The 20,337-nt window shown below is 75.7% G+C and carries 14 protein-coding genes; 4 read left to right on the top strand and 10 right to left on the bottom strand.

Annotated features, from left to right (window positions below; genetic code table 11):
* Nucleotides 1-31: 31 nt before the first annotated feature.
* The 3 genes from eccE to OG286_RS26085 all read left to right on the top strand — a co-directional run bounded on the left by eccE (nucleotide 32) and on the right by OG286_RS26085 (nucleotide 4,866).
* Nucleotides 32-1,435 carry a type VII secretion protein EccE gene (gene eccE, locus OG286_RS26095; RefSeq protein WP_396325590.1) on the top strand — a complete coding sequence of 468 codons (1,404 nt, stop codon included), beginning with the start codon at nucleotides 32-34 and terminating at the stop codon, nucleotides 1,433-1,435.
* On the top strand, nucleotides 1,435-2,202 hold the full coding sequence (locus OG286_RS26090) for a hypothetical protein (RefSeq protein ID WP_396325591.1): 768 nt from the start codon (nucleotides 1,435-1,437) through the stop codon (nucleotides 2,200-2,202). The genes eccE and OG286_RS26090 overlap by 1 nt, the downstream gene beginning before the upstream one ends.
* A gap of 240 nt (nucleotides 2,203-2,442) precedes the next feature.
* Nucleotides 2,443-4,866, top strand: coding sequence for an AAA family ATPase (locus OG286_RS26085; RefSeq protein ID WP_405359875.1), 2,424 nt, complete (start codon nucleotides 2,443-2,445; stop codon nucleotides 4,864-4,866).
* Between the two features lie 82 nt (nucleotides 4,867-4,948).
* Here OG286_RS26085 and OG286_RS26080 read toward each other — a convergent pair whose 3' ends face one another.
* The 10 genes from OG286_RS26080 to rimP form a co-directional block, all read right to left on the bottom strand.
* Entirely contained in the window at nucleotides 4,949-5,893 is a 945-nt protein-coding gene (locus OG286_RS26080; RefSeq protein WP_396325593.1) for a bifunctional riboflavin kinase/FAD synthetase, read from the bottom strand.
* Nucleotides 5,894-5,959: 66 nt separating this feature from the next.
* Nucleotides 5,960-9,931 (bottom strand): serine protease, encoded by a 3,972-nt coding sequence (locus OG286_RS26075; protein WP_405365811.1) that lies wholly within the window; start codon nucleotides 9,929-9,931, stop codon nucleotides 5,960-5,962.
* Nucleotides 9,932-10,214: 283 nt separating this feature from the next.
* Nucleotides 10,215-11,144: a tRNA pseudouridine(55) synthase TruB gene (truB, locus tag OG286_RS26070; RefSeq protein ID WP_396325595.1), complete on the bottom strand. Its 930-nt coding sequence runs from the start codon at nucleotides 11,142-11,144 to the stop codon at nucleotides 10,215-10,217.
* Nucleotides 11,145-11,166: 22 nt separating this feature from the next.
* Nucleotides 11,167-12,270, bottom strand: a complete 1,104-nt coding sequence (locus tag OG286_RS26065; RefSeq protein ID WP_396325597.1) for a bifunctional oligoribonuclease/PAP phosphatase NrnA — start codon at nucleotides 12,268-12,270, stop codon at nucleotides 11,167-11,169.
* A 2-nt stretch (nucleotides 12,271-12,272) separates the two neighbouring features.
* Nucleotides 12,273-12,713, bottom strand: coding sequence for a 30S ribosome-binding factor RbfA (gene rbfA, locus OG286_RS26060; RefSeq protein WP_209416822.1), 441 nt, complete (start codon nucleotides 12,711-12,713; stop codon nucleotides 12,273-12,275).
* Between the two features lie 153 nt (nucleotides 12,714-12,866).
* Entirely contained in the window at nucleotides 12,867-13,163 is a 297-nt protein-coding gene (locus OG286_RS26055; protein WP_396325598.1) for a DUF503 domain-containing protein, read from the bottom strand.
* Nucleotides 13,164-13,304: 141 nt separating this feature from the next.
* A complete protein-coding gene (gene infB, locus OG286_RS26050) occupies nucleotides 13,305-16,481 on the bottom strand; it encodes a translation initiation factor IF-2 (protein ID WP_396325599.1) in 3,177 nt (1,058 codons plus the stop codon).
* A gap of 250 nt (nucleotides 16,482-16,731) precedes the next feature.
* Entirely contained in the window at nucleotides 16,732-16,980 is a 249-nt protein-coding gene (locus OG286_RS26045; protein WP_241002778.1) for a YlxR family protein, read from the bottom strand.
* A 146-nt stretch (nucleotides 16,981-17,126) separates the two neighbouring features.
* Nucleotides 17,127-18,173 carry a transcription termination factor NusA gene (gene nusA, locus OG286_RS26040; protein WP_405359881.1) on the bottom strand — a complete coding sequence of 349 codons (1,047 nt, stop codon included), beginning with the start codon at nucleotides 18,171-18,173 and terminating at the stop codon, nucleotides 17,127-17,129.
* 81 nt (nucleotides 18,174-18,254) lie between these two features.
* Nucleotides 18,255-18,809, bottom strand: coding sequence for a ribosome maturation factor RimP (gene rimP, locus OG286_RS26035; RefSeq protein WP_396325601.1), 555 nt, complete (start codon nucleotides 18,807-18,809; stop codon nucleotides 18,255-18,257).
* 932 nt (nucleotides 18,810-19,741) lie between these two features.
* On the opposite strand from rimP, the gene OG286_RS26030 reads away from it, so the two are divergent.
* On the top strand, nucleotides 19,742-20,272 hold the full coding sequence (locus OG286_RS26030) for a ferritin-like domain-containing protein (RefSeq protein ID WP_396325625.1): 531 nt from the start codon (nucleotides 19,742-19,744) through the stop codon (nucleotides 20,270-20,272).
* The last annotated feature ends 65 nt before the right edge of the window (nucleotides 20,273-20,337 follow it).

Genomic DNA, 20,337 nt, shown 5'->3' with positions numbered 1-20,337 from the left:
CGACAACTGATCAGAGAGGGCCACTCGGGGGATGCCAAGCCAGACCGCTCAAGGGCGCCGCAGCACGGCACAGGGCAGGGGGTCGCGCCGGTCCGGCCGGCGGGCACAGCACGACCCGGGCTCCGCCTCCGCGCCCCTGCCCACGCCCGCCGGCGGGCCCGGCTCCGCCGTCCCGGTGCGCGTCCACCCCCGGCCCGGGCTGCTCGGCGGCCGGCTGAGGCTCCAGCAACTCGTGCTGGTCGAGGTCGCGGTGGCCCTGGTGGCGGTCGGCTGGACCATCAGCAAGCCGATGGCCGGCGCCTTCGGCGCGGTCGCGCTGACGCTGGTCGTCCTCGCCGTGATCCCGCTGCGCGGCCGGACCATCCCCGAGCTGCTGCTGGTGCGCTCGACCCTGAAGGCCCGTCGCAAGCAGGCCCGGACCAACGTGCCGCCGGCCGGCACCGACCCGGCCCTCGCCCCCGCGCTGGAACTCGAACCCGCCCTGCGCACCTACACCCACGCCACCGAGACCGACTTCGGCGGCCGCCCGATGCGCCGCGAGACCGGCATGGTCGGCGACGGCACCTTCCTCACCTCGGTCCTGCTCGTCCAGGCCAAGGACCAGCCGCTGCGCCCGGTCCGCACCGCGCTGCCGCTGCCGCTGGACGTGGTCTGCTCGGCGCTGCAGGTGGACGACATCACCCTGGAGTCGATCCAGGTCGTCCAGCACACCCAGCCCGCTCCCGCCCCGCACCTGCCCGAGCAGTCGCTGGCCTCCCGCGCCTACCGCGAGCTGCCGGACGGCACCGCCACCCCCGGCCTCCGGCTGACCTGGGTCGCGCTCAAGCTCGACCCGGAGCGTGCCGCCACCGCCGTCCTCGCCCGCGGCGGCGGCGAGGAGGGCGCCCGCAAGGCGCTCCAGCGGGTCACCGACCAGCTGGCCGGGCGGCTCAACAGCGCCGGCTTCAACGCCACCGTGCTGGACGAGCGGGAGCTGATCGCCGCACTCGCCATCTCCAGCTGCGCCAACCCGCTCGCCGTGGCCGGACGCCAGGGCACCGGAAGCGGCGGCGGCAGCGGGCGCCGCACCCAGGAGAGCAACCGGTTCTGGCGGATCGACGACCGCTGGCACAGCACCTACTGGGTCTCCCGGTGGCCGCAGCTCAGCCGCCCCGGCGGCTCCCCCGGGCGGATCGCCGCCCCCGACCTCGTCAACCTGGTCACCGGCTCGCCGGCGCTGGCCAGCACCTTCAGCCTGACCGCCGGCCACGGCACCGGCGGCTCGGTGACGATCAGCGGCCACGTCCGGGTGACCGGGCGCAGCGAGAGCGAGGTGGTCCAGGTCGGTCGCCAGGTGGAGGCCCGGGCCCAGAGCGCCGGTCTCGGCCTGAGCCGGCTCGACCTGGAGCAGGCCCCCGGCATGCTCGCCACCCTGCCCCTGGGAGGTGTTTCCTGATGGCTTACCAGACCTATCCGGCCCCCGGCCCGCAGCCCGGCGCCGAGCAGCCCCGGGTCCGGCCGCGCATCCTGCCCGGCTTCGGGCTGCGCGGCCCGCGCCGGGAGAAGCACGTGCTGACCGTCGAGGACCTCGGCGCGCTCTCCTTCCCGGTCGGCGACGACGGCGTGCTGATCGGCGAGGACGTGCAGCAGCAGCCCGCCGTCCTCGGCCTGTTCCGGCCCAGCGCCTACGACCTCGTCCTGGTCGGCGGCGTCTGGACGGCCCAGATCATCGCGCTGCGGGCGGCCGCCACCGGCGCCCGGATCGCCGTCGAGACCGCCCGCGCACAGCTCTGGGGCCCGATGGCGCAGGCCGCGGGCGGCGGCCAGCCGTGCGTGACGATCCACCAGGTCGGCCGGCTCGGCCCGCAGGGCGCCTCGGTGAACTCGCCGGTGCTGGTCGTGCGCGACCTCGGCGTCCGCCCGCCGCGCAGCAGGCTCTCCGCCGCACCCTGGCAGACCACCCTGACCCTGCTGCCCTACCTGGGCCCGAACGCGGCCCGGGTGCTGAACGCGGCCGACCTGGTCGGTGTGCAGCGGGTCTCGCCGCAGGAGGCCGAGCTGATCGGCCGGGTGCTCTCGCTCGGCCCGCAGGACGTCACCTCGCTGCCCACCCTCGGCGACGACATGACGCTCTGGACGACCCGGATGCGCCGCCAGTACGTCCGGGCCATCGCCGGGCAGGCCGAGCAGCAGGTCCTGGGCGGTCCGCGCCGGATCGACTGACCGCGGTGCGCGCCCCCGCCGGTGCCCCGGTGCTCCCCGGCCGTGCTTCCGGCCGCGCCCCCGCCGTTGTGCCGGTACCGCCCCGGTGTCCGCCCGGATTCCCCCGGTTCCGGCCCGGTGCTCGCCCGCCGGTTGCCCGGCGAGATGAGACTCCGCCTTCAACGGGGGCTGGTACACGGCCTAGTCTTTGATGCGGCAACGGCACCGCGAACAGCGGCGGCGAACACGAGGGAGCCCTAGGTGAGCAGCGATCGGGACGGCGTCTACGTCGGCGACAACGCGGCGGAGGACGACGACGACTGGTCCGACGCGCCCGACTACTCTCCCCCGTCCTGGTACGTGCAGACGGAGGCCGCCGCGGCTCCGGCCGCGCCGGTGGCGCCCGGGCCTGCGGCCGGAGCGGCGGGCGGGCCACCGGGTGCGGCGGGCGCACCGGCGGCGGGGACCGCCGCGGCGGGGGCTGGTTCGGGGACGGCTTCGGCGGCTGCGGCCGCACCGGTGCCAGCTCCTTCTCCCGCACCCGTGCCCGCCCCTGCGCCCGTACCCGCGTCGGAGGCGGCACCGGTGGCGACGCCTGCGCCGACCCCTGTGGGCACACCCGTTCCGGTGGCCTCGCCCGAGCCTGCGCCGACCGTCCTGGCCGCGCCGCCCGTCGTTGCGGGGATGGACGGTCCTGCGGTGCCGCCGCAGGCGGTCGCCGGTCCGGCCCCCGTCCCGGGCCCGGAGAAGGCCGCGGCCCCCGCGCCCGCCACCCACGTCGAGGCGCAGCACGTCCCGTTCGCCGCGCCGTCGGCCGAGGCGGCCGCGCCGGTCCCCGGCCCCGCGCCGGTCCCAAGCCCCACGCCGGAGCAGCCGCAGGCCGCCGCGCAGTCCTGGCCGCCGGCCGCCCCCACGACGCCCCAGCAGCCCGGGCCGTACGCGGACCCGCAGCAGCAGCCGCAGCCGTACGCGGACCCGCAGCAGCCCGTGCAGCAGCCGGTCCCGCAGGTGCAGCCGCACCAGGTCCCGCAGCAGGCACACCCGTACGCCCAGCCCGTGCCGCCGCAGGACCCGCAGGCCGCCTGGGCCCAGGCCCAGCAGGCACCGGGCCCGCAGGCACCGGGCCCGCAGGCACCCGGTCCGCAGGCGCCGCCGGTCGACCCCCGGCAGGCCGGCTGGCCGCAGCCGAACACCTACCAGCAGCCCCCGCAGCAGGTGCAGCCGCAGCAGCCCCAACAGGTCCAGCCGCAGCCCCAGCAGGCCCAGCAGCCGGGTCCGGCCCAGCCGTGGCAGCAGGCGCAGCAGCAGCCCCAGCAGCAGGCTCCGGCGGCGTTCCAGCAGGCCGCAACCCCGCAGCAGACCGCGCACGGCGCCCCGCTCGGCTACACGGCCGCGGTCGAGCTCTCCTCGGACCGCCTGCTGCGCAGCCAGCCGAAGCAGCAGCGCCAGCAGCCGCGCTTCCAGTTCGGCGGCAAGGCCGCCGCGGCCGAGAAGGCCCGCAAGCTGGAGGTCATCCGCACCCCGGTGCTGAGCTGCTACCGGATCGCCGTGATCAGCCTCAAGGGCGGCGTCGGCAAGACCACGACCACCACCGCGCTCGGCGCGACCCTGGCCAGTGAGCGCCAGGACAAGGTGATCGCGATCGACGCCAACCCGGACGCGGGCACCCTCGGCCGCCGGGTCAAGCGCCAGACCGGCGCGACCATCCGCGACCTGGTGACGGCCATCCCGCACCTGCGCAGCTACATGGACATCCGCCAGTTCACCTCGCAGGACCTGCACTCGGGCCTGGAGATCCTGGCGAACGACGTCGACCCGGCCGTCTCGACGACTTTCAACGACTCGGACTACCGCCAGGTGATCGACGTGCTGGGCCGCCAGTACCCGATCATCCTGACCGACTCCGGCACCGGCCTGCTGTACAGCGCGATGCGCGGGGTGCTGGACCTCGCCGACCAGCTGATCATCGTCTCCACGCCGAGCGTGGACGGCGCCTCGTCGGCCTCCACCACGCTGGACTGGCTCTCCGCGCACGGCTACGCGGACCTGGTGCAGCGCAGCATCACGGTGGTCTCCGGGGTCCGCGAGACCAGCAAGATGATCAAGGTCGAGGACATCGTCGCGCACTTCCAGACCCGCTGCCGCGGCGTCGTCGTGGTGCCGTTCGACGAGAGCCTTGCGGCCGGTGCCGAGGTCAACCTCGACATGATGCGGCCCAAGGTCCGCGAGGCGTACTTCGATCTGGCCACCCTGGTCGGCGAGGACATCATCCGCGCCCAGCAGTCCGCCCAGCAGTCCGGCTGGCAGCAGCAGGCGCAGCAGCCCCCGCAGGCCGCCGCGCCGTACCCGGGCCAGCCCCAGCCGTACGCGGACCCGCAGCAGCAGGGCTACCCGCAGCAGGCACAGCCGCAGCCCTACCCGCAGCCGGGCCAGCCCGGCCAGGGCGGCTACCCGGCCAACCAGCCCGCGCCCGGCGCGCCATGGTCCCCGCAGCCGGGGCAGACCCCGCCGCCCCCGCCGGGCTACGGCTACCCGCAGGCCCAGCCGCAGCCGGGCACCCAGCCGCCGCAGCAGGACTGGCAGCAGCAGGCCCAGCCGCCGGCCGGCTACGGCTACCCCCAGGGCCAGCCGCAGCCCGGTGCGCAGCCGCCCGCCGGGTACGGCTACCCGCAGCCGCCCCAGTAGCAGTAGCAACGCGGAAGGGCCCGCCGGCCGTCTCGGGATCGAGACCGGCCGGCGGGCCCTTCGGTGTCCGCGGACGCGGGCGTCAGGCGGCGTCGGTGAGTTCGCGGGCCTGCTTGACGTCGTCGGCCATCCGGTCCAGCAGCGCGTCGATGGAGTCGAACTTCTCCATCCCGCGCAGGTACGCCAGGAAGTCGACGGCGACGTGCAGCCCGTAGAGGTCCAGGCCGACCCGGTCGATCGCGTAGGCCTCGACCGTGCGGGCGGTGCCGTCGAAGGTCGGGTTGGTGCCGACCGAGATCGCCGCCGGCATCCTCTCGCCGTCGGCCGTCAGCCAGCCCGCGTAGACGCCGTCGGCCGGGATCGCGCTGTGCGGCACGGTCTCCACGTTGGCGGTCGGGAAGCCCAGCTCGCGGCCGCGCTGCGCGCCGCGGACCACCACGCCCTCGACCCGGTGCGGGCGGCCCAGCACCTCGCCGGCGCCGGCCATGTCGCCGGCCGCGACCAGCCGCCGGGTCAGCGTCGACGAGAACGGCTCGCCGTCGCCGGCCGCCCCGCGCACCTCCAGGTCGAGCACCTCGACGCCGCAGTCGGCCGCCCGGCCCAGCTCGGTGAGGAGCCGGACGTCGCCGGCCGCCCGGTGCCCGAAGCGGAAGTTGGGGCCCTCGATGACCAGGCACGCGTGCAGCGCGTCCACCAGCACCTGCTGGAAGAAGGTCTCCGGGGACTCCTTCGAGAACTCGGCGGTGAACGGCAGCACCAGCACGGCGTCCACGCCGAGCGCCTCGATCAGCTCGGCTCGGCGCGGCTGCGGGGCCAGCAACGGCGGGTGGCTGCCCGGGCGGACCACCTCGCTCGGGTGCGGGTCGAAGGTGACGACGACCGAACGGACGCCGTGTTCGCGGGCGCGCTCGACCACCCGGTTGATGATCAGCTGGTGTCCGCGGTGCACACCGTCGAACGAACCGATGGTGACGACGCTGCGTCCCCAGTCACCGGGGATCTCCTCCAGGCCACGCCAGCGCTGCACCCTGACCGCTCCTTGTTCCGTACGGCGCGTACCTTCTGTACGCTCAAACGCTCAAAACCCGAACCCCTATAGCGTGCCATGCGCCTGCCCCTGCTTCGGCACCGGAAGGCGGGTTGGGCGCACCGCCGGGTACCGGGCCGGGCCGGCCGGTGTGCGAACGGTCACCTGCTCGTCCTCCCAGGCGTCCTCCTGCCCTGCACGGCGCCCGGTTTCGGGCCCTTCGCCGCGCGCCTCGCCCCGTTCGGCGTCGGCGGCGGCGTACCGCGGGTCGCGCCCGGCCGCCGCCAGCGCCCGCAGCCGGTCCAGCCCGGGCCCGCGCGGCGGCAGCGGCCAGCCGTCCTCGGGCCACTGCGCCAGCAGCCGCGCGAACTCCGCCGAGCGGACGGCGCAGCGGACCAGCAGCCCGTCCGCGTCCGGCAGTCCGGCCACCACCCGGGCCAGCACCGTCCGGGCCCGGGCCGGCCGTTCGGCCGCGCAGTGCCCGGCCAGCCGCTCCACGACGGCTCCGAGCACCTCCGGGTCGCTCTCGGCGGCCAGCAGCGTGCCGAGCAGATCACACCGCAGGGCGTCCGCCGCGGCCTGGGCCACCGGCACCGCCAGCACCTCCGCGAACGGCCGCCGCACGGCCGCCTCCCGGGCCGCCAGGGCGCTGCCGAGAAGCAGCCTCAGCTCCAACCGGGCGGCCGGCTCCTCGGCCGCCCCGTGCCGCAGCCGGCGGCCCAGGTAGTCGACGGCGACCGGGCCGGCCGACGCCGGCTGTGCCCGCAGCAGCCGGGCGGCCAGCTCGGCGCCCCGCCGGCCGGCCGGCGGGGCGGCGGCGGCCAGCACCCGCAGGATCTCGGCGACCGGGGGGCCCGGCCGCTCCAGCCGGTCGGCGAACGCGGCGACCACCGGCTCCGGGTCGCTCTCCAGCGCCGGGGCCAGCGCCCGCGCGGTGAGGAAGCCGTCCTCGCCGTGCCGGTAGACGGCGAGCGCCGTCGGCAGGTGGGCGGCCCTGGTCCGCCCGTCCCGGACCAGCAGGGCCAGGGCGGCGCCGTGCAGCCCGGGCTCCTCCTCCCGGGCCAGCAGGGTCAGCGCGGTGAACCGCAGCAGCTCCGCACCGGCACCGCGCGCGTGCGGGGCGGCCCGCAACGCGTGGACGGCGGCGGCGACATGGCGCTCGGGCCGCCGGTCGTGGCTCCAGCGGTCCACCGCCCGGCAGAGCGCGGAGGGCTCCTCGGAGGCGAGCACGGTGAGCAGCGCGTCCGCCCTCGGGTGCGCGGCGTCGGCCAGCGCCTCCGTCAACTCGTCCAGGGCCAGTGCCCGGTGGGCGTACAGCAGGTCGTGGGCGAGGTCGGCGACGGTGGTGCCGGGGCGGCCGGTCAGGCCGCGCGGGTCGTCGAACCAGCCGCAGAGCAGCGGCAGCACGCCTGCCGGGTCGGCGCGCAGCCGGCCGGCCGCGGCGGCGAGAAACGGCTGCCCGGGGCCGTCGGCGGTCACCAGGCGGCGCAGCAGCTCCAGTTCCTGCTCCGCAGGCAGGCCGAGACCGGTCCAGAAGGCCGGGCCGAAGCGGCCCAGACCGTCGGCCGGCAGCCGCTCGAACCCTCCGGCCGCCGGGGCGACTTCGGCGATCCGGACGGCCAACTGGCCAAGCAGCGCGCGGTGTTCGCCGAGGTCCGGGCTGGCCGCCAGCCCGGCCACCAGCAACCGGCCCGCCCACCAGCCCGGTTCGCTGCCCGGCGGGCGCAGGTCCAGGGCCCGCCAGATCCGGTGCAGCCAGGGATCCAGGGCGGGCGCGCCCCAGGTCTGCGCCAGCCGCCGCAGCGCGGCCGCCACCGGGCCGACCCGGTGCCGGGCCACCGAACGGGCCCCCCGCGCCGGCCTGGGCCCCTCCTGCCCGTTGGCGGGCGAGGGGGGCGTGTCCTCGGCCTCGCCGAGCAGCAGCCGCAGCGCCGCGTCGAGGTCCAGGTGCAGGCCCTGCAGCCAGTCGGAGAACTCGCCGTGGGCGAACCGGTAGCCCGGCCCGGCGGGCACGAACAGGCCCTCCGCCAGGACGGCCGTCGCCCAGCCGCCCGCCACCGGGAACAGCTCCTCGAACACCGCCCGGCCGAGCCCGCCCTGCTCCGCCCCCAGCATCCGCCGGGCCGCCTCGTGCACCCGGCCCGCCACCGCGGCCGCCAGCCGCCGCACCCGGCCGTGCGACAGCCCCGCCGGCCGCCCGGCGCCCCGCCGGTGGGCCCCCGTCCGCCGGGGCCGCCCGTCGGAGGCGAGCCGCTGGGCCACCCGCAGACAGCGCAGGTCCAGCTGCGCCGCGAACAGCTCGCCCCGGCCCGGCGGCTCGCCGCGCACCCCCTCCGCCCACAGCTCCCCGGCCAGCCGCACCGCCAACGGATGCCGGGCGTCCGCCGGCGCCGGCCACCCCGGCGGCAGCCCGTACCGGCGCCGCACCCGGTCCGCCGCCTCGGCCGGCAGCGGCCCGAGCCGGTGAACGGCGAGAGCCCTGCGACAGCGACAGCCCACGCCGTCCGGTAGGCCGCCGGACGGGCCCGCCGGCCCGCCTACGACACCACCCGGCGCATGGCGTTCCCCGGCCGCCGCCCAGGCGTCACCCCTCTGCGGGACGCACCGGCCGGCGGCCGTGGCCCCCGGCTCCACCGCTGCGCCCCCTGAACCACCGGGCGGACGGTGCTCCCCCGGCACCGCTGTCCTGCCGCCGACACCCGGCAGGCACCGGCCGGCGGCCGGGCCGCCGGCCGCCGCCCCACCGCCGACACCACCCCCCACATAGCGCTCCCCCCATGCCACGCCGTCGTCGGCCCCGTCCCCGTCCGGCGCCAGCCGCTCCCAGGCCTCCTCCCCGCAGGCCGTGACCAGCCGTGCGCCGGTGGCCGTCAGCCACTCCCCGGCCGCCCGCAGCCAGGCCGCGTCGAGCGGGACGGGCGCCTCCTCGGGCCCGTCCAGGATCACCAACAGCGGCCGCCCCGCCGCCGTGCAGAGACCGGCCACGGTGTCCGGCCCGGGCACCGGGCGGCTGCCCAGAGCGGTCGCGGCCGCCGCCAGTGCGCGCTCCACCGCGTCGGCAAGCGCGGCGGACTCCGCGCGCAGGTCGGCGCCGCGCAGCCAGAGGGTGGGCAGCGGACGGTCGCCGCCACCGCGGCGGACGGCGAGCGCGGCCAGTTCGGTGCTCCGGCCCGAGCCGGGCGCGCCGACCAGGGCGGTGACCGTCGCGGCCGGCTCGTCCCCGGGCAGGCCGTCCGGGCGGTCGACCCGGTCGGCGGCCAGGGCGCCCACCCGGTCGGGACCAGCGCCGGCGGACGCCACCTGGGCGGCGGTGAGGCGCAGGACACCCGCCAGGTTGAGCGCCGGCCCGTACGCCGGGACACCGGCGTCGTTGCGCGCCAGCACCTCGGCCAGCTCCGGCGCGCGCTCCCCCGCACCGCCCCCGTACGCGGGGGCGGCTGCGAGAGCGCCCGCCTGCTCGGGCGCGCGCACGGCCGGCGCGGCGACGCCGATCACCACGCCGCTGCGGGCGTCCAGCACGGGCGCCCCGGCGGGCACGGCCACCGCACCGCCACCGGCCGGCAGACCGAGCAGCAGCACGCCGCCGAGCAGGTGGAAGCGGTCCGGCCCCACGGCCGGCGGCGAGGGCACGTAGACCGCCCCGGTGGCGCCGAGGAGGCCGCAGGCGAGCGCCACCACCCGGCCGTCCTCCCCGCTCAGTGCGGGCAGCACCACGTCGCGGCCGGTGAGCACGCCGTCCGGGCGGGCGACGGGCAGCGGCGGCACCGGCAGCCCGCCGACGCCGTCGGTCCGCAGCAGGGCGAGGCCGTGCCCGGGCAACGGCAGGACGCTCTCCGGGCCCAGGACGCGGGTCTGCCCTCCGGGGGTGTGCAGGACGATCCGGTCGAGGCCTGCGACGCTCTCGTGGGCGGTGAGGACGGTGCCCTGCGGGTCGGCGACGAACCCCAGCCCGTGCAGCCGTCCGTCCAGGTCGCGGATCCGCAGCAGGTACCGCCCCGGATCGTGCGCCGCCTCGTCTCCGTCCAGGGTTCCCGGCATTCGCGCAGCCCTCCCCGCAGGGCCCGCCGGCCCGGGAGCGGACTCGTCGCGGCGACCTGCTCGCCGCCCGGGAGCCTGCCCGCCGTCGGCGCGTCCCGACCCCGCCCACGCCGCTCACCACCATGGTTCACCTCGCGCGCTCCCCCGTGCGGGTGAACCTCGGCGCCCGCCCGCCCATGCTCCCCGTGCGTGGCTCCGCCGCCGCGCGCCGCGGCCGTACCGGGGCAGCAGAAAGCCCCCTGCCGCCCGCAGGGGCGCCAGGGGGCTCGTACCGCGGAAGGGCTCAGCCGACGAAGACCGCGACCGGCTTCGCCTGGCCGCCCTTCTCCTCCACCAGCGCGAGGAACCGGTCGTCCGGCCCGAACACCGCGATCGGCCCGTCCACCCCCAGCCCGGGCGCCTTCAGGCGGGCGCCGTGCGAGAGCAGCTTGGCCTGCTCGGCGTCGAGGTCCCAGCGCGGGAACGCCGCCGCGGCGGCCTCCCCGATCGGCAGCACCTCCAGCCCCGCGCCGGAGTCGCCGGTGACCGCGGCCTCCAGCTGCTCCAGCGTCCGCGCCGACTCCACCCCGTACGGGCCGACCTTGGTCCGCCGCAGCGCGGTCAGGTGGCCGCCGACGCCGAGCCCGGCGCCGAGGTCACGGGCCAGCGCCCGGATGTACGTGCCGGAGGAGCACTCCACCGTGACGTCCAGGTCGAGCACCGGCGTGCCGTCCTCGGCGACGGCCTCCCGGTACGCGTGCACGGTGAAGGAGTGGATCGTGGTCGGCCGGGCCGCCAGCTCGAACTCCTCGCCCTCGCGCACCCGCGCGTACGACCGCTTGCCGTCGATCTTGATCGCACTGACCTTGGACGGCACCTGCATGATCTCGCCGGTGAGCGCGGCGATCCCGGCCTCGACGGCCTCCCGGCCCACGCCGTCCGCCGCCGTGGACGAGGTGACGTCGCCCTCCCGGTCGTCGGTGACGGTGGTCTGGCCGAGCCGGATGGTCGCCTCGTACGTCTTGGCGGTGAGCATCAGGTGCCCGAGCAGGCGGGTGGCCCGCTCCACGCCGATCACCAGCACGCCGGTGGCCATCGGGTCGAGCGTGCCGGCGTGGCCGACCTTCCGCGTCCCGGCCAGCCACCGCAGCTTGGCGACCACCCCGTGCGAGGTGATGCCCTCCGGCTTGTCGACGATGACCAGGCCGTCCGGACCGGTGCCTTTGCGCTTCATCAAGTTCTTTCTCTAAAGACGATCAACTGACGGGCCGCAGTGCGGCCCGGAACCGCTCGACCACGGCCTCCACGCCCGCCCGGGCGCTGAACCCGGCCGCGAAGGTGTGCCCGCCGCCGCCGAGTTCGGCGCAGGCGGCCGCGACGTCCACCGCACCCTTGGAGCGCGAGGAGCCCCGCAGCGTGCCGTCCGGGTCCTGCTTGAGCACCAGCGCGACCTCGGCCTCGGCCGGGCGGCGGACGATGTCGATCAGGCCCTCGATCTCCTCGACGGTGACGCTGAACAGCGCGAGGTCCTGGTACGGCACCCACGTCCACACCAGGCCCAGGCCGCCGGCCGCGGCGGGCTCGTAGACGGCCCGGTCGAGCGCGGCGGCCAGCACCTTGAGGTAGCCGAAGGAGGAGGTGTCCCACAGCTGCCGGGAGATCAGGTCGTGCCGGATGCCGGTGGCCAGCAGCCGCCCGGCGAGTTCGTGGGTCGCGGGCGTGGTGGCCCGGTACTTGAAGGAGCCGGTGTCGGTGGCGACCCCGGTGTAGAGGCAGGTGGCCAGCGGCTGGTCGAGTTCGACGCCGAGACGGCGCAGCAGCTCGTCCACCAGGACGGCGGTGGCCGGGGCGGTCGGGTCGATCAGCTGGTGGGTGCCGAAGCCCGGGTTGGAGGCGTGGTGGTCGATGACCACCAGCACGGGCGCGGCGAAGGCCTTGTCGTGCAGCAGGCCGAGCCGGCTCTCCGCGGCGACGTCGAAGCAGAGCACCAGCTCGGGGGTGTCGGGCACCTCGGAGGCCGGCACGATCAGCTCCTGACCGGGCAGGAAGGACAGCGACTCCGGCACGATCTGCGGGTCGTCACCGAAGGAGACCCGGACGTCGTGGCCGAGCCCGCGCAGGGCCAGCCCGGCCGCCAGGGCCGAGCCGAGCGCGTCGCCGTCGGGGCAGATGTGGCAGATCAGGTCGATCGAGCCGGCCCGCCCGATCTCCGCGACCACCTGCTGCCAGACCAGCTCGAAGCCGCTCTCCTCGGCGCGCGGCCCCGGAAGCACCGCGAGGGCACCCTCCACCGTGCTGGTGGAGGACGCCCCCGTGGTTGGTCCAGCTGTCGAACCGGCCGCTGCCGGCTCACCCGCCATGACTACTCGTCCTCGTCGTCACGCTCGGACGCCGGCACCTTGTACGGGTCGGCGTCGCCGGCGAAGGTCGCGCCCGCCGCGGTGGTGCGCACCGCGGCGTCGATGGCCCGGGCCCGGTCGAGCAGGTCGTCGATGTTCCGGGCGTTCTCCGGCAGGGCGTCCGCGACGAAGGTCAGCGTCGGGGTGAAACGCACCCCGATCTTGCCGACCTCGGAGCGGATCACGCCCTTGGCGCTCTCCAGCGCGGCGGCCGAGGCCTCGCGCTCGGCTTCGTCACCGAAGACGGTGTAGAAGACGGTGGCCTCGCGCAGATCGCCGGTGACCCGGGTGTCGGTGATGGTCACGAACCCCAGCCGGGGGTCCTTGATCCGCCGTTCCAGGGTCTGGGCGACGACCACCTGGATGCGGTCGGCGAGCTTGCGCGCCCTTGCGGTGTCGGTCACGTTGCCTCCTCGTGCAGTGGGCCGGGTGCCCGGGCGTACTGCCTGCCCGTCGGGGCCCATGCCCCAAAGTACCGGCCCGCGCCCAGCCTTGTGGGCGCTCTCGGTCCTGATCTGTGTGAGAACGGCGACTCGCGCCGGTCCCTTCCGCAGACCTCATTCATCGTCGTCGTTGTGGTAGCGCCTCCTGGCGGAGAGCAGCTGAACCTCGGGGCGGCCGGCGACCAACCGCTCACAGCTGTCCAGGATCTCTGTGACGTACCCGGCTTCGCCGGACACCACCGCGAGGCCGATCTCGGCCCTGCGGTGCAGCTCCTGGTTCCCGGTCTCGGCAGCGCACACGCTGTACTTGCGCTGCAGTTCGGCCACGATGGGCCGCACGATCGAACGCTTCTCCTTGAGCGAGTGGACGTCGCCCAGCAGCAGGTCGAAGGTGAGTGTTCCCACGAACATGTATGACAGGTCTCGCCGACCTGGAAGGCCTCGGGGACAGCCCTGAACCGGGCTGGTACTGCTACTCCCGGACCCTACACAGCGAGACCGGGGCCGGTCGACGGGAATTCCACCCGTCGACCGGCCCCGGACACCACTCGCTTACGCGCGCGGCTTCTCGCGCATCTCGTAGGTCTCGATGATGTCCTCGACCTTGATGTCGTTGAACGACCCCAGGGTCACACCGGCCTCGAAGCCCTCGCGGACCTCGGTCGCGTCGTCCTTGAAACGACGCAGACCCTCGATGGTGAGGCTCTCCGCCACGACCTTGCCGTCGCGGATGAGGCGGGCCTTGGCGTTGCGGCGCAGCAGGCCCTCGCGGACGATGACACCCGCGATGTTGCCGAACTTGGAGGAACGGAACACCTCGCGGATCTCCGCGGAGCCGAGGCGCACCTCCTCGTACTCGGGCTTGAGCATGCCCTTGAGGGCGTTCTCGATCTCCTCGATCGCCTGGTAGATGACCGAGTAGTACCGGACGTCCACGCCTTCCTTGTCGGCCGCGGTACGCGCACGGCCTTCGGCGCGCACGTTGAAGCCGATGATGATGGCGTCCGAACCCATCGCCAGGTTGACGTCGGACTCGGTGATCGCACCCACACCGCGGTGCAGGATGCGGAGCTCGACCTCCTCGCCCACGTCGAGCTTGACGAGGGCGTCCTCGAGGGCTTCGACCGAACCGGAGACGTCACCCTTGATGATGAGGTTGAGCTGCTCGATCTCGCCTGCGGCGATGGCCTTGTCGAGGTCCTCGAGGGACACCCGGACCCGACGCTGCGCGAAGGCGGCGTTGCGGTCGCGGGCCGAGCGCTTCTCGGCGATCTGACGCGCGGTGCGGTCCTCGTCGACGACGATGAAGCTGTCGCCGGCGCGGGGCACCGAGGTCAGACCGAGCAGCAGCACCGGGCGGGACGGGCCGGCCTCGGCGAGGCTGTTGCCGTTCTCGTCCAGCATCGCGCGGACGCGGCCGTAGGCGTCGCCGACCACGATCGAGTCGCCGACGCGGAGGGTACCGCGCTGGACCAGGACGGTCGCCATGGCGCCGCGGCCCTTGTCGAGGTGGGCCTCGATGGCAATACCCTGCGCGTCCTGCTCGGGGTTGGCCCGCAGGTCCAGCGAGGCGTCCGCGGTCAGGACCACGGCCTCCAGCAGCTGGTCGATGTTGAGGCCCTGGCGCGCGGAGATGTCGACGAACATGGTGTCGCCGCCGTACTCCTCGGCCACCAGCCCGAACTCGGTCAGCTGACCGCGGACCTTGGTCGGGTCGGCGCCCTCGACGTCGATCTTGTTGACGGCGACCACGATCGGCACACCCGCGGCCTTGGCGTGGTTCAACGCCTCGACCGTCTGCGGCATGACACCGTCGTTGGCCGCGACCACCAGGATCGCGATGTCGGTGGACTTGGCACCACGGGCACGCATGGCGGAGAACGCCTCGTGACCCGGGGTGTCCAGGAAGGTGATCGGGCGCTCTTCGCCGTTCACGATCGTGGCCACCTGGTAGGCACCGATGTGCTGGGTGATGCCACCGGCCTCGCCGGCCACCACGTTCGACTTGCGAATGGCGTCCAGCAGGCGGGTCTTACCGTGGTCGACGTGACCCATGACGGTGACGACCGGCGGGCGCGGGGCCAGCTGGTCCTCGTCGCCCTCGTCGGCGCCGAAGTCGATGTCGAACGACTCCAGCAGCTCGCGGTCCTCGTCGTCGCGGCTGACGATCTCCAGGATGAAGCCCATCTCGCCGGCCAGCAGCTCGAGGGTCGCGTCGGAGACCGACTGGGTCGCGGTGACCATCTCACCGAGGTTGAACATGACGGAGACGAGCGCGGCCGGGTTGGCGTTGATCTTCTCCGCGAAGTCCATCAGTGAGGCGCCGCTCGACAGGCGAACGGTCTGGCCGTTGCCGCGAGGCAGCATCACACCGCCGACGGACGGGGCCTGCATGGCCTCGTACTCCTGGCGCTTCGCCCGCTTCGACTTGCGACCACGGGCCGGACGGCCACCGGGGCCACGGCCGAAGGCACCCTGCGTGCCACCACGGGCACCCGGGCCGCCGGGACGGCCGCCGAAGCCACCCGGACGCGGGCCGAAGCCGCCACCGCCACCGGGGGCACCGCCACCGGGACGGGGGCCGCCGAAGCCGCCACCGGCCGGACGCGAGCCCGGACCGGCCGGACGGCCGGCGAAGCCCGGACGGGCGCCACCGGCGCCACCCGGACCACCGGGACGGCCGCCGGGGCCACCGGGGCCACGGCCGCCGGGGCCCGGACGCGGGCCCGGAGCCGGACGCTGCGGCATCATGCCGGGGTTCGGACGCGGCATGCCGGACGGGGTCGGGCCGCCGGGACGCGGACCGGCCGGACGGGGCATGCCGTCGGGACGCGGGGCACCACCCGGACGGGGGGCACCGGCACCGGGGGCACCGGGGCCACCGGCCGGACGCGGACGGTCACCACCGGGGCGCGGGGCGCCACGGTCGGCACCGGGAGCACCGGCGGGACGCGGACGGTCACCACCGGGGCGCGGGGCGCCACGGTCGCCACCCGGACGTCCACCGGCCAGGCCCTCGGGGCGCGGGCCGCGGTCGCCGCCCGGACGCGGGCGGTCACCGGCGGGAGCACCGGCACCCGGACGCGCACCCGGCGCGGCCGGACGACGGTCACCGGGACGGGCCATGCCCGTGGCACTGCCCGAGGTGAACGGGTTGTTGCCCGGACGCGGACCGGCCGGACGCGGGCCCGGACGGGCGCCGCCACCGGCGGGGCCGGCAGCCGCCGGACGAGCGGCCTGGGCGGCCGGACGCTCGGTGGGCGCCTCGGCCGGAGCCGGCGAGGAGAACTCGGCCGCCGGAGCAGCCGGAGCCGCCGGTGCGGCGGGGCGGGCCGCCGGGCGCGGGCCCGGGGTCGGCGCGCCCGCGGGGCGCGGGGCGGCAGCAGCCGGGGCGGCGGGCGCCGATCCGGCTGCGGGGGTCGGACGGGGGCCCGGCGCCGCGGCGGGGCGCGGACCCGGGGTCGGGGCACCCGGCTTGGGTGCGGCCGCACCGGCGGCGGAACCACCGGCGGGCTGGGGCGCCGCGGGCTTCCGCGGGCCAGGCTTGGCAGCGGAACCACCAGCGGTGGGGGCCACTCCCAGAGCGTCAGTCAACTTGCGCACGACCGGCGCCTCGATCGTCGAGGACGCCGAACGGACGAACTCACCGAGCTCGGTCAGCTTGGCCATGACGGCCTTGCTCTCCAAGCCAAGCTCCTTGGCGAGTTCGTAAACCCGGACCTTAGCCACTTCACTCCTGTCTATGAGTCCGGGGGGTCTCGTCCGCCGGACTGTCGCTACTTCATGGGCGTACCCATCGCGTACTCATCGCGTACTCATCGAGTGCTCATCGCAATCTCGACCTACTTCCACATCGCGAGGTACCTGACTGGTGGCACGGCGCGCGGCTGCCCGCGCACTGTGCTTGTTGCGGTGGTTCTCCGCCGCGTGGAGCGGCGGCCGTAACGGGGAGGTGCCCGCCGGGCCGGCCTGAGGAAGCTCAGGGCGCCGGGGTGTCGCCTGCCCGCTCCTCGATGTACCCGCGGAGCCGCTCGGTGTCGAGCGTGCCCTGGAGCCGGAAGGCCCGGGGGAACGCCCGGCGGCGGACCGCGAGGTCGAGGCAGGCCGGATCGGGGTGCAGGTGCGCGCCCCGGCCCGGCAGTGCGCCACGGGGATCGGGGACGCAGACGCCCTCGACCGCCGTGACACGCAACAGCTGGTGCTTGGCCGCTCGCTTGCGGCAGCCCACGCAGGTGCGTTCCGGGCGTGCTCGGACATGCGTCCGGCCAGACGAAGGCAAGTCTACCCCTCCGAAGGGACATGGCGCCGCCCCGCCGATCCGGGGTGGAACGGCGGGGGGCCTGTGACAACGGTTATGACTGGGCGAAGCCGCTCTCAGACGTCACTGGCACGGCCGCCGTTCTCGGGCCGGCCCTCCGGCTGACCCTCGCCCTGGCCCTCGCCCTGGCCCTCGGTGTCGGGCCGGATGTCGATCCGCCAGCCGGTGAGGCGGGCGGCCAGGCGGGCGTTCTGCCCTTCCTTGCCGATCGCCAGCGACAACTGGTAGTCGGGCACGATCACCCGTGCGGAGCGCTGGTTGTAGTCCACGATCTCCACGCTCGTCACCCGTGCGGGGGACAGCGCCGCGGCGACCATCTCGCGCGGGTCCTCCGACCAGTCGACGATGTCGATCTTCTCGCCGTGCAGCTCGCCCATCACCGCGCGCACCCGGCTGCCCATCGGGCCGATGCAGGCGCCCTTGGCGTTCAGCCCGGCCCGGCGCGACCAGACCGCGATCTTGGTGCGGTGGCCGGCCTCGCGGGCGATCGCCGCGATCTCCACGCTGCCGTCCGCGATCTCCGGGACCTCCAGCGCGAAGAGCTTCTTCACCAGGCTGGGGTGGGTGCGCGAGAGCGTCACCGACGCGCCGCGGACACCCCGGCGCACTGCCACCACGTAGCACTTGAGACGGGTGCCGTGCCGGTAGTCCTCGCCCGGGACCTGCTCCTGCGGCGGCAGGATGGCCTCCAGCTTGCCGATGTCGACCAGCACGTTCTTCGGGTCGTTGCCCTGCTGGACGACACCGGTGACGATGTCGCCCTCCTTGCCCGCGTACTCGCCGAACGTCTGGTCGTCGGCGGCGTCGCGCAGGCGCTGCATCATCACCTGGATGCCGATGCTGGACGCGATCCGGCCGAAGCCGCTCGGGGTGTCGTCGAACTCCTTCGGCTCGACGCCCTCGTCCAGCTCCGCCGGGTCCTCCGTCGCCCACACCGTGACGTGGCCGGACTTGCGGTCCAGCTCGACCCGGGCGCGGCGGCGCGAGCCCTCGGTGCGGTGGTACGCGGTGAGGAGGGCCGACTCGATGGACTCGACCAGCAGGTCGAAGGGGATGTTCTTCTCGTTGACCAGCGTGCGCAGGGCACTCATGTCGATGTCCACGGCTACGCCTCCTCGTCTTTCGTCACGTTCATGTTGCTGGGGCTCATGGCCTGGGCGGCCGTCCGGTCCGTGCGCAGAGCGTCACTCGGCACCGTCGTCCCCCTCGTCGGAAGCGTCGTCGTCGGCGAAGTCCGGGGTCTCGTCGAGGAGCTTCTCGTCCTTGCGGTTGAACTCCACCTGGACGCGCGCCCGGTCCACCTCGGTGTACTCCAGACGGCGCTCCTTGGGGCGACCGCGGCCCTTCACCGGCTGCACCTCGACCAGCGCGCCGTCCTCGTCCGCCTCCAGCACGCGGGCGACGATCTCCCCGCCGTCGACCAGGTGGATCTTGGCCAGCCGGCCCTCGGCCCGGCGCCAGTGGCGGGGCTCGCTCAGCGGACGCTCGGCGCCCGGCGAACCGACCTCCAGCACGTACGCGCCGGCGCCCATCACGTCGGACTCGTCCAGGGCCTCGCCGACCACGCGGCTGAACTCCGCGATGGCGTCCAGGTCCACGCCGCCGTCGGCGTCCACGTCGATCTGCACCTGCCGGCGGCTGCCCGCCTGGGTGACCTTCACGTCCTCCAGGTCCAGGCCCTCCCGGGCCGCCAAGGGCTCCAGCAACGCACGCAGCCGGTCGATGTGGGTGGTGCTCATCCGGGTGGACTCCTCGGCCGCGTCTGCTGTTGTCAGGAGGGGGACCGCGCCCCCTGGCGCCGGTACGGCACAGGCCGGGTCGCGGCAGCTCGGCCCAAAGCCTATCCGGTGAAACCGCCAACCACCGATTCCGGACGGCGCACGGCAGCCCGCGCGACACCCACTGCGAGCAAGGTCACACCGGCCCGGCCGGGCGCCGGCGGACCCAATCCACCCCCACAGAGGTGGGGATTCTGTAATCATTCACGCCAACGAGGCAGACGGGCAGGCCGTCCTCCCGTACACGCCCCGGAGTGACGACGATGCAGCCGCCCAGCCGACGGACCTTCCTGGCCCTCGGGCTGCTCCTGACGACGGGCGGCGCCCTCGCCGCGTGCACCGACTCGCACGACGACGGGCACGGCACCACCGAGGGCGAGCGGCGCCGCCCCGACCCGGACGAGCCGGTCCGGGCGCGCGCCGTCACCGCCACCGACACGCTGCTCGCCGGGTACGACGCCCTGCTGGCCGGGCCCGGTGCGGGGCAGGCCGCACAGCTCCAGCCGCTGCGGGCCGAGGTGGTCCAGCACCGGGCCGCCCTGGCGGCCGGCCTGCCGGGGGCGTCGCCGTCCGCCACCACCCCGGGCGCCGCCTCGGCCTCGGCCTCTCCCTCGGCCCCCACCTCCGCCACCGGCGGGACCACCTCGGCGGTCACCACCACCGCCGCGCTCGCCTCGCTGGAACGGCAGACCGCGCAGGCCCGGCTCGCCGACCTCGGCGCCGCCTCGCCGCAGCTGGCCCGGCTGCTCGCCTCGGTCTCCACCGCCGGGGTGCTGCACGCCGTCGCGCTCGGTGACGCCGCCCCGCCGACCGTCCCGGCCCCCGCGCCGACCGAGCCGGCCGGCGCCTCCGCGTCCGCCTCGCCGTCCGCCGCCCCGTCAGGCTCCCCGGCCGTGTCCCCGTCCGGTCCGGGCAGCGCGGCGGCCATCGGCCCCGACGCCGTCAACGCGTTCCAGGGCGCCCTGAGCGCCGAGCACGCCGCGATCTACGGCTACGGCGTCGTGGGCGCCCGGCTCCCCGACGACCAGCAGCGCACCGACGCCCGCACCGCCTACGCCGCCCACCAGACCCGGCGGGACGCCTGGCAGCGGCTGCTCGGCGGGGCCGGCGCCACCCCGAGCGCGGCCGCCGCCGGGTACCAGCTGCCGTTCGCGGTCAGCGACGCGGCCGGCGCGGGCCGGCTCGCCGCCCACATCGAGACCCGGCTCACCGCCGTCTACGCCGACCTGGTCGCCGCCGTCACCGGCACCCAGCGCACCACCGCCGCCGACGCGCTCCGTGAGTGCGCCCTGCGCGCCCGCCGCTGGGGTGCCGCCCCCACGGCCTTCCCGGGCCTTCCGGAGCCCGCCACCACCCCGGCACCCGGTACCCCCACCGCCGGCAGCCCCACCGCGGGCAGCCCCGCGCCGACCGCCGGCGCCTGACGCCGCGGCCGCACGGGAAGTCGGCCAGCCGGCCTCCCACGCCCCGCCCCCTCCCCCCGCCTCCC

Origin of the sequence: Kitasatospora sp. NBC_00039, assembly GCF_045160625.1 — a bacterium.
Taxonomy (GTDB): Bacteria; Actinomycetota; Actinomycetes; order Streptomycetales; family Streptomycetaceae; genus Kitasatospora.
Note: the sequence above shows the minus strand (reverse complement) of the source record. Positions and strands in the feature narration are given on the sequence as shown.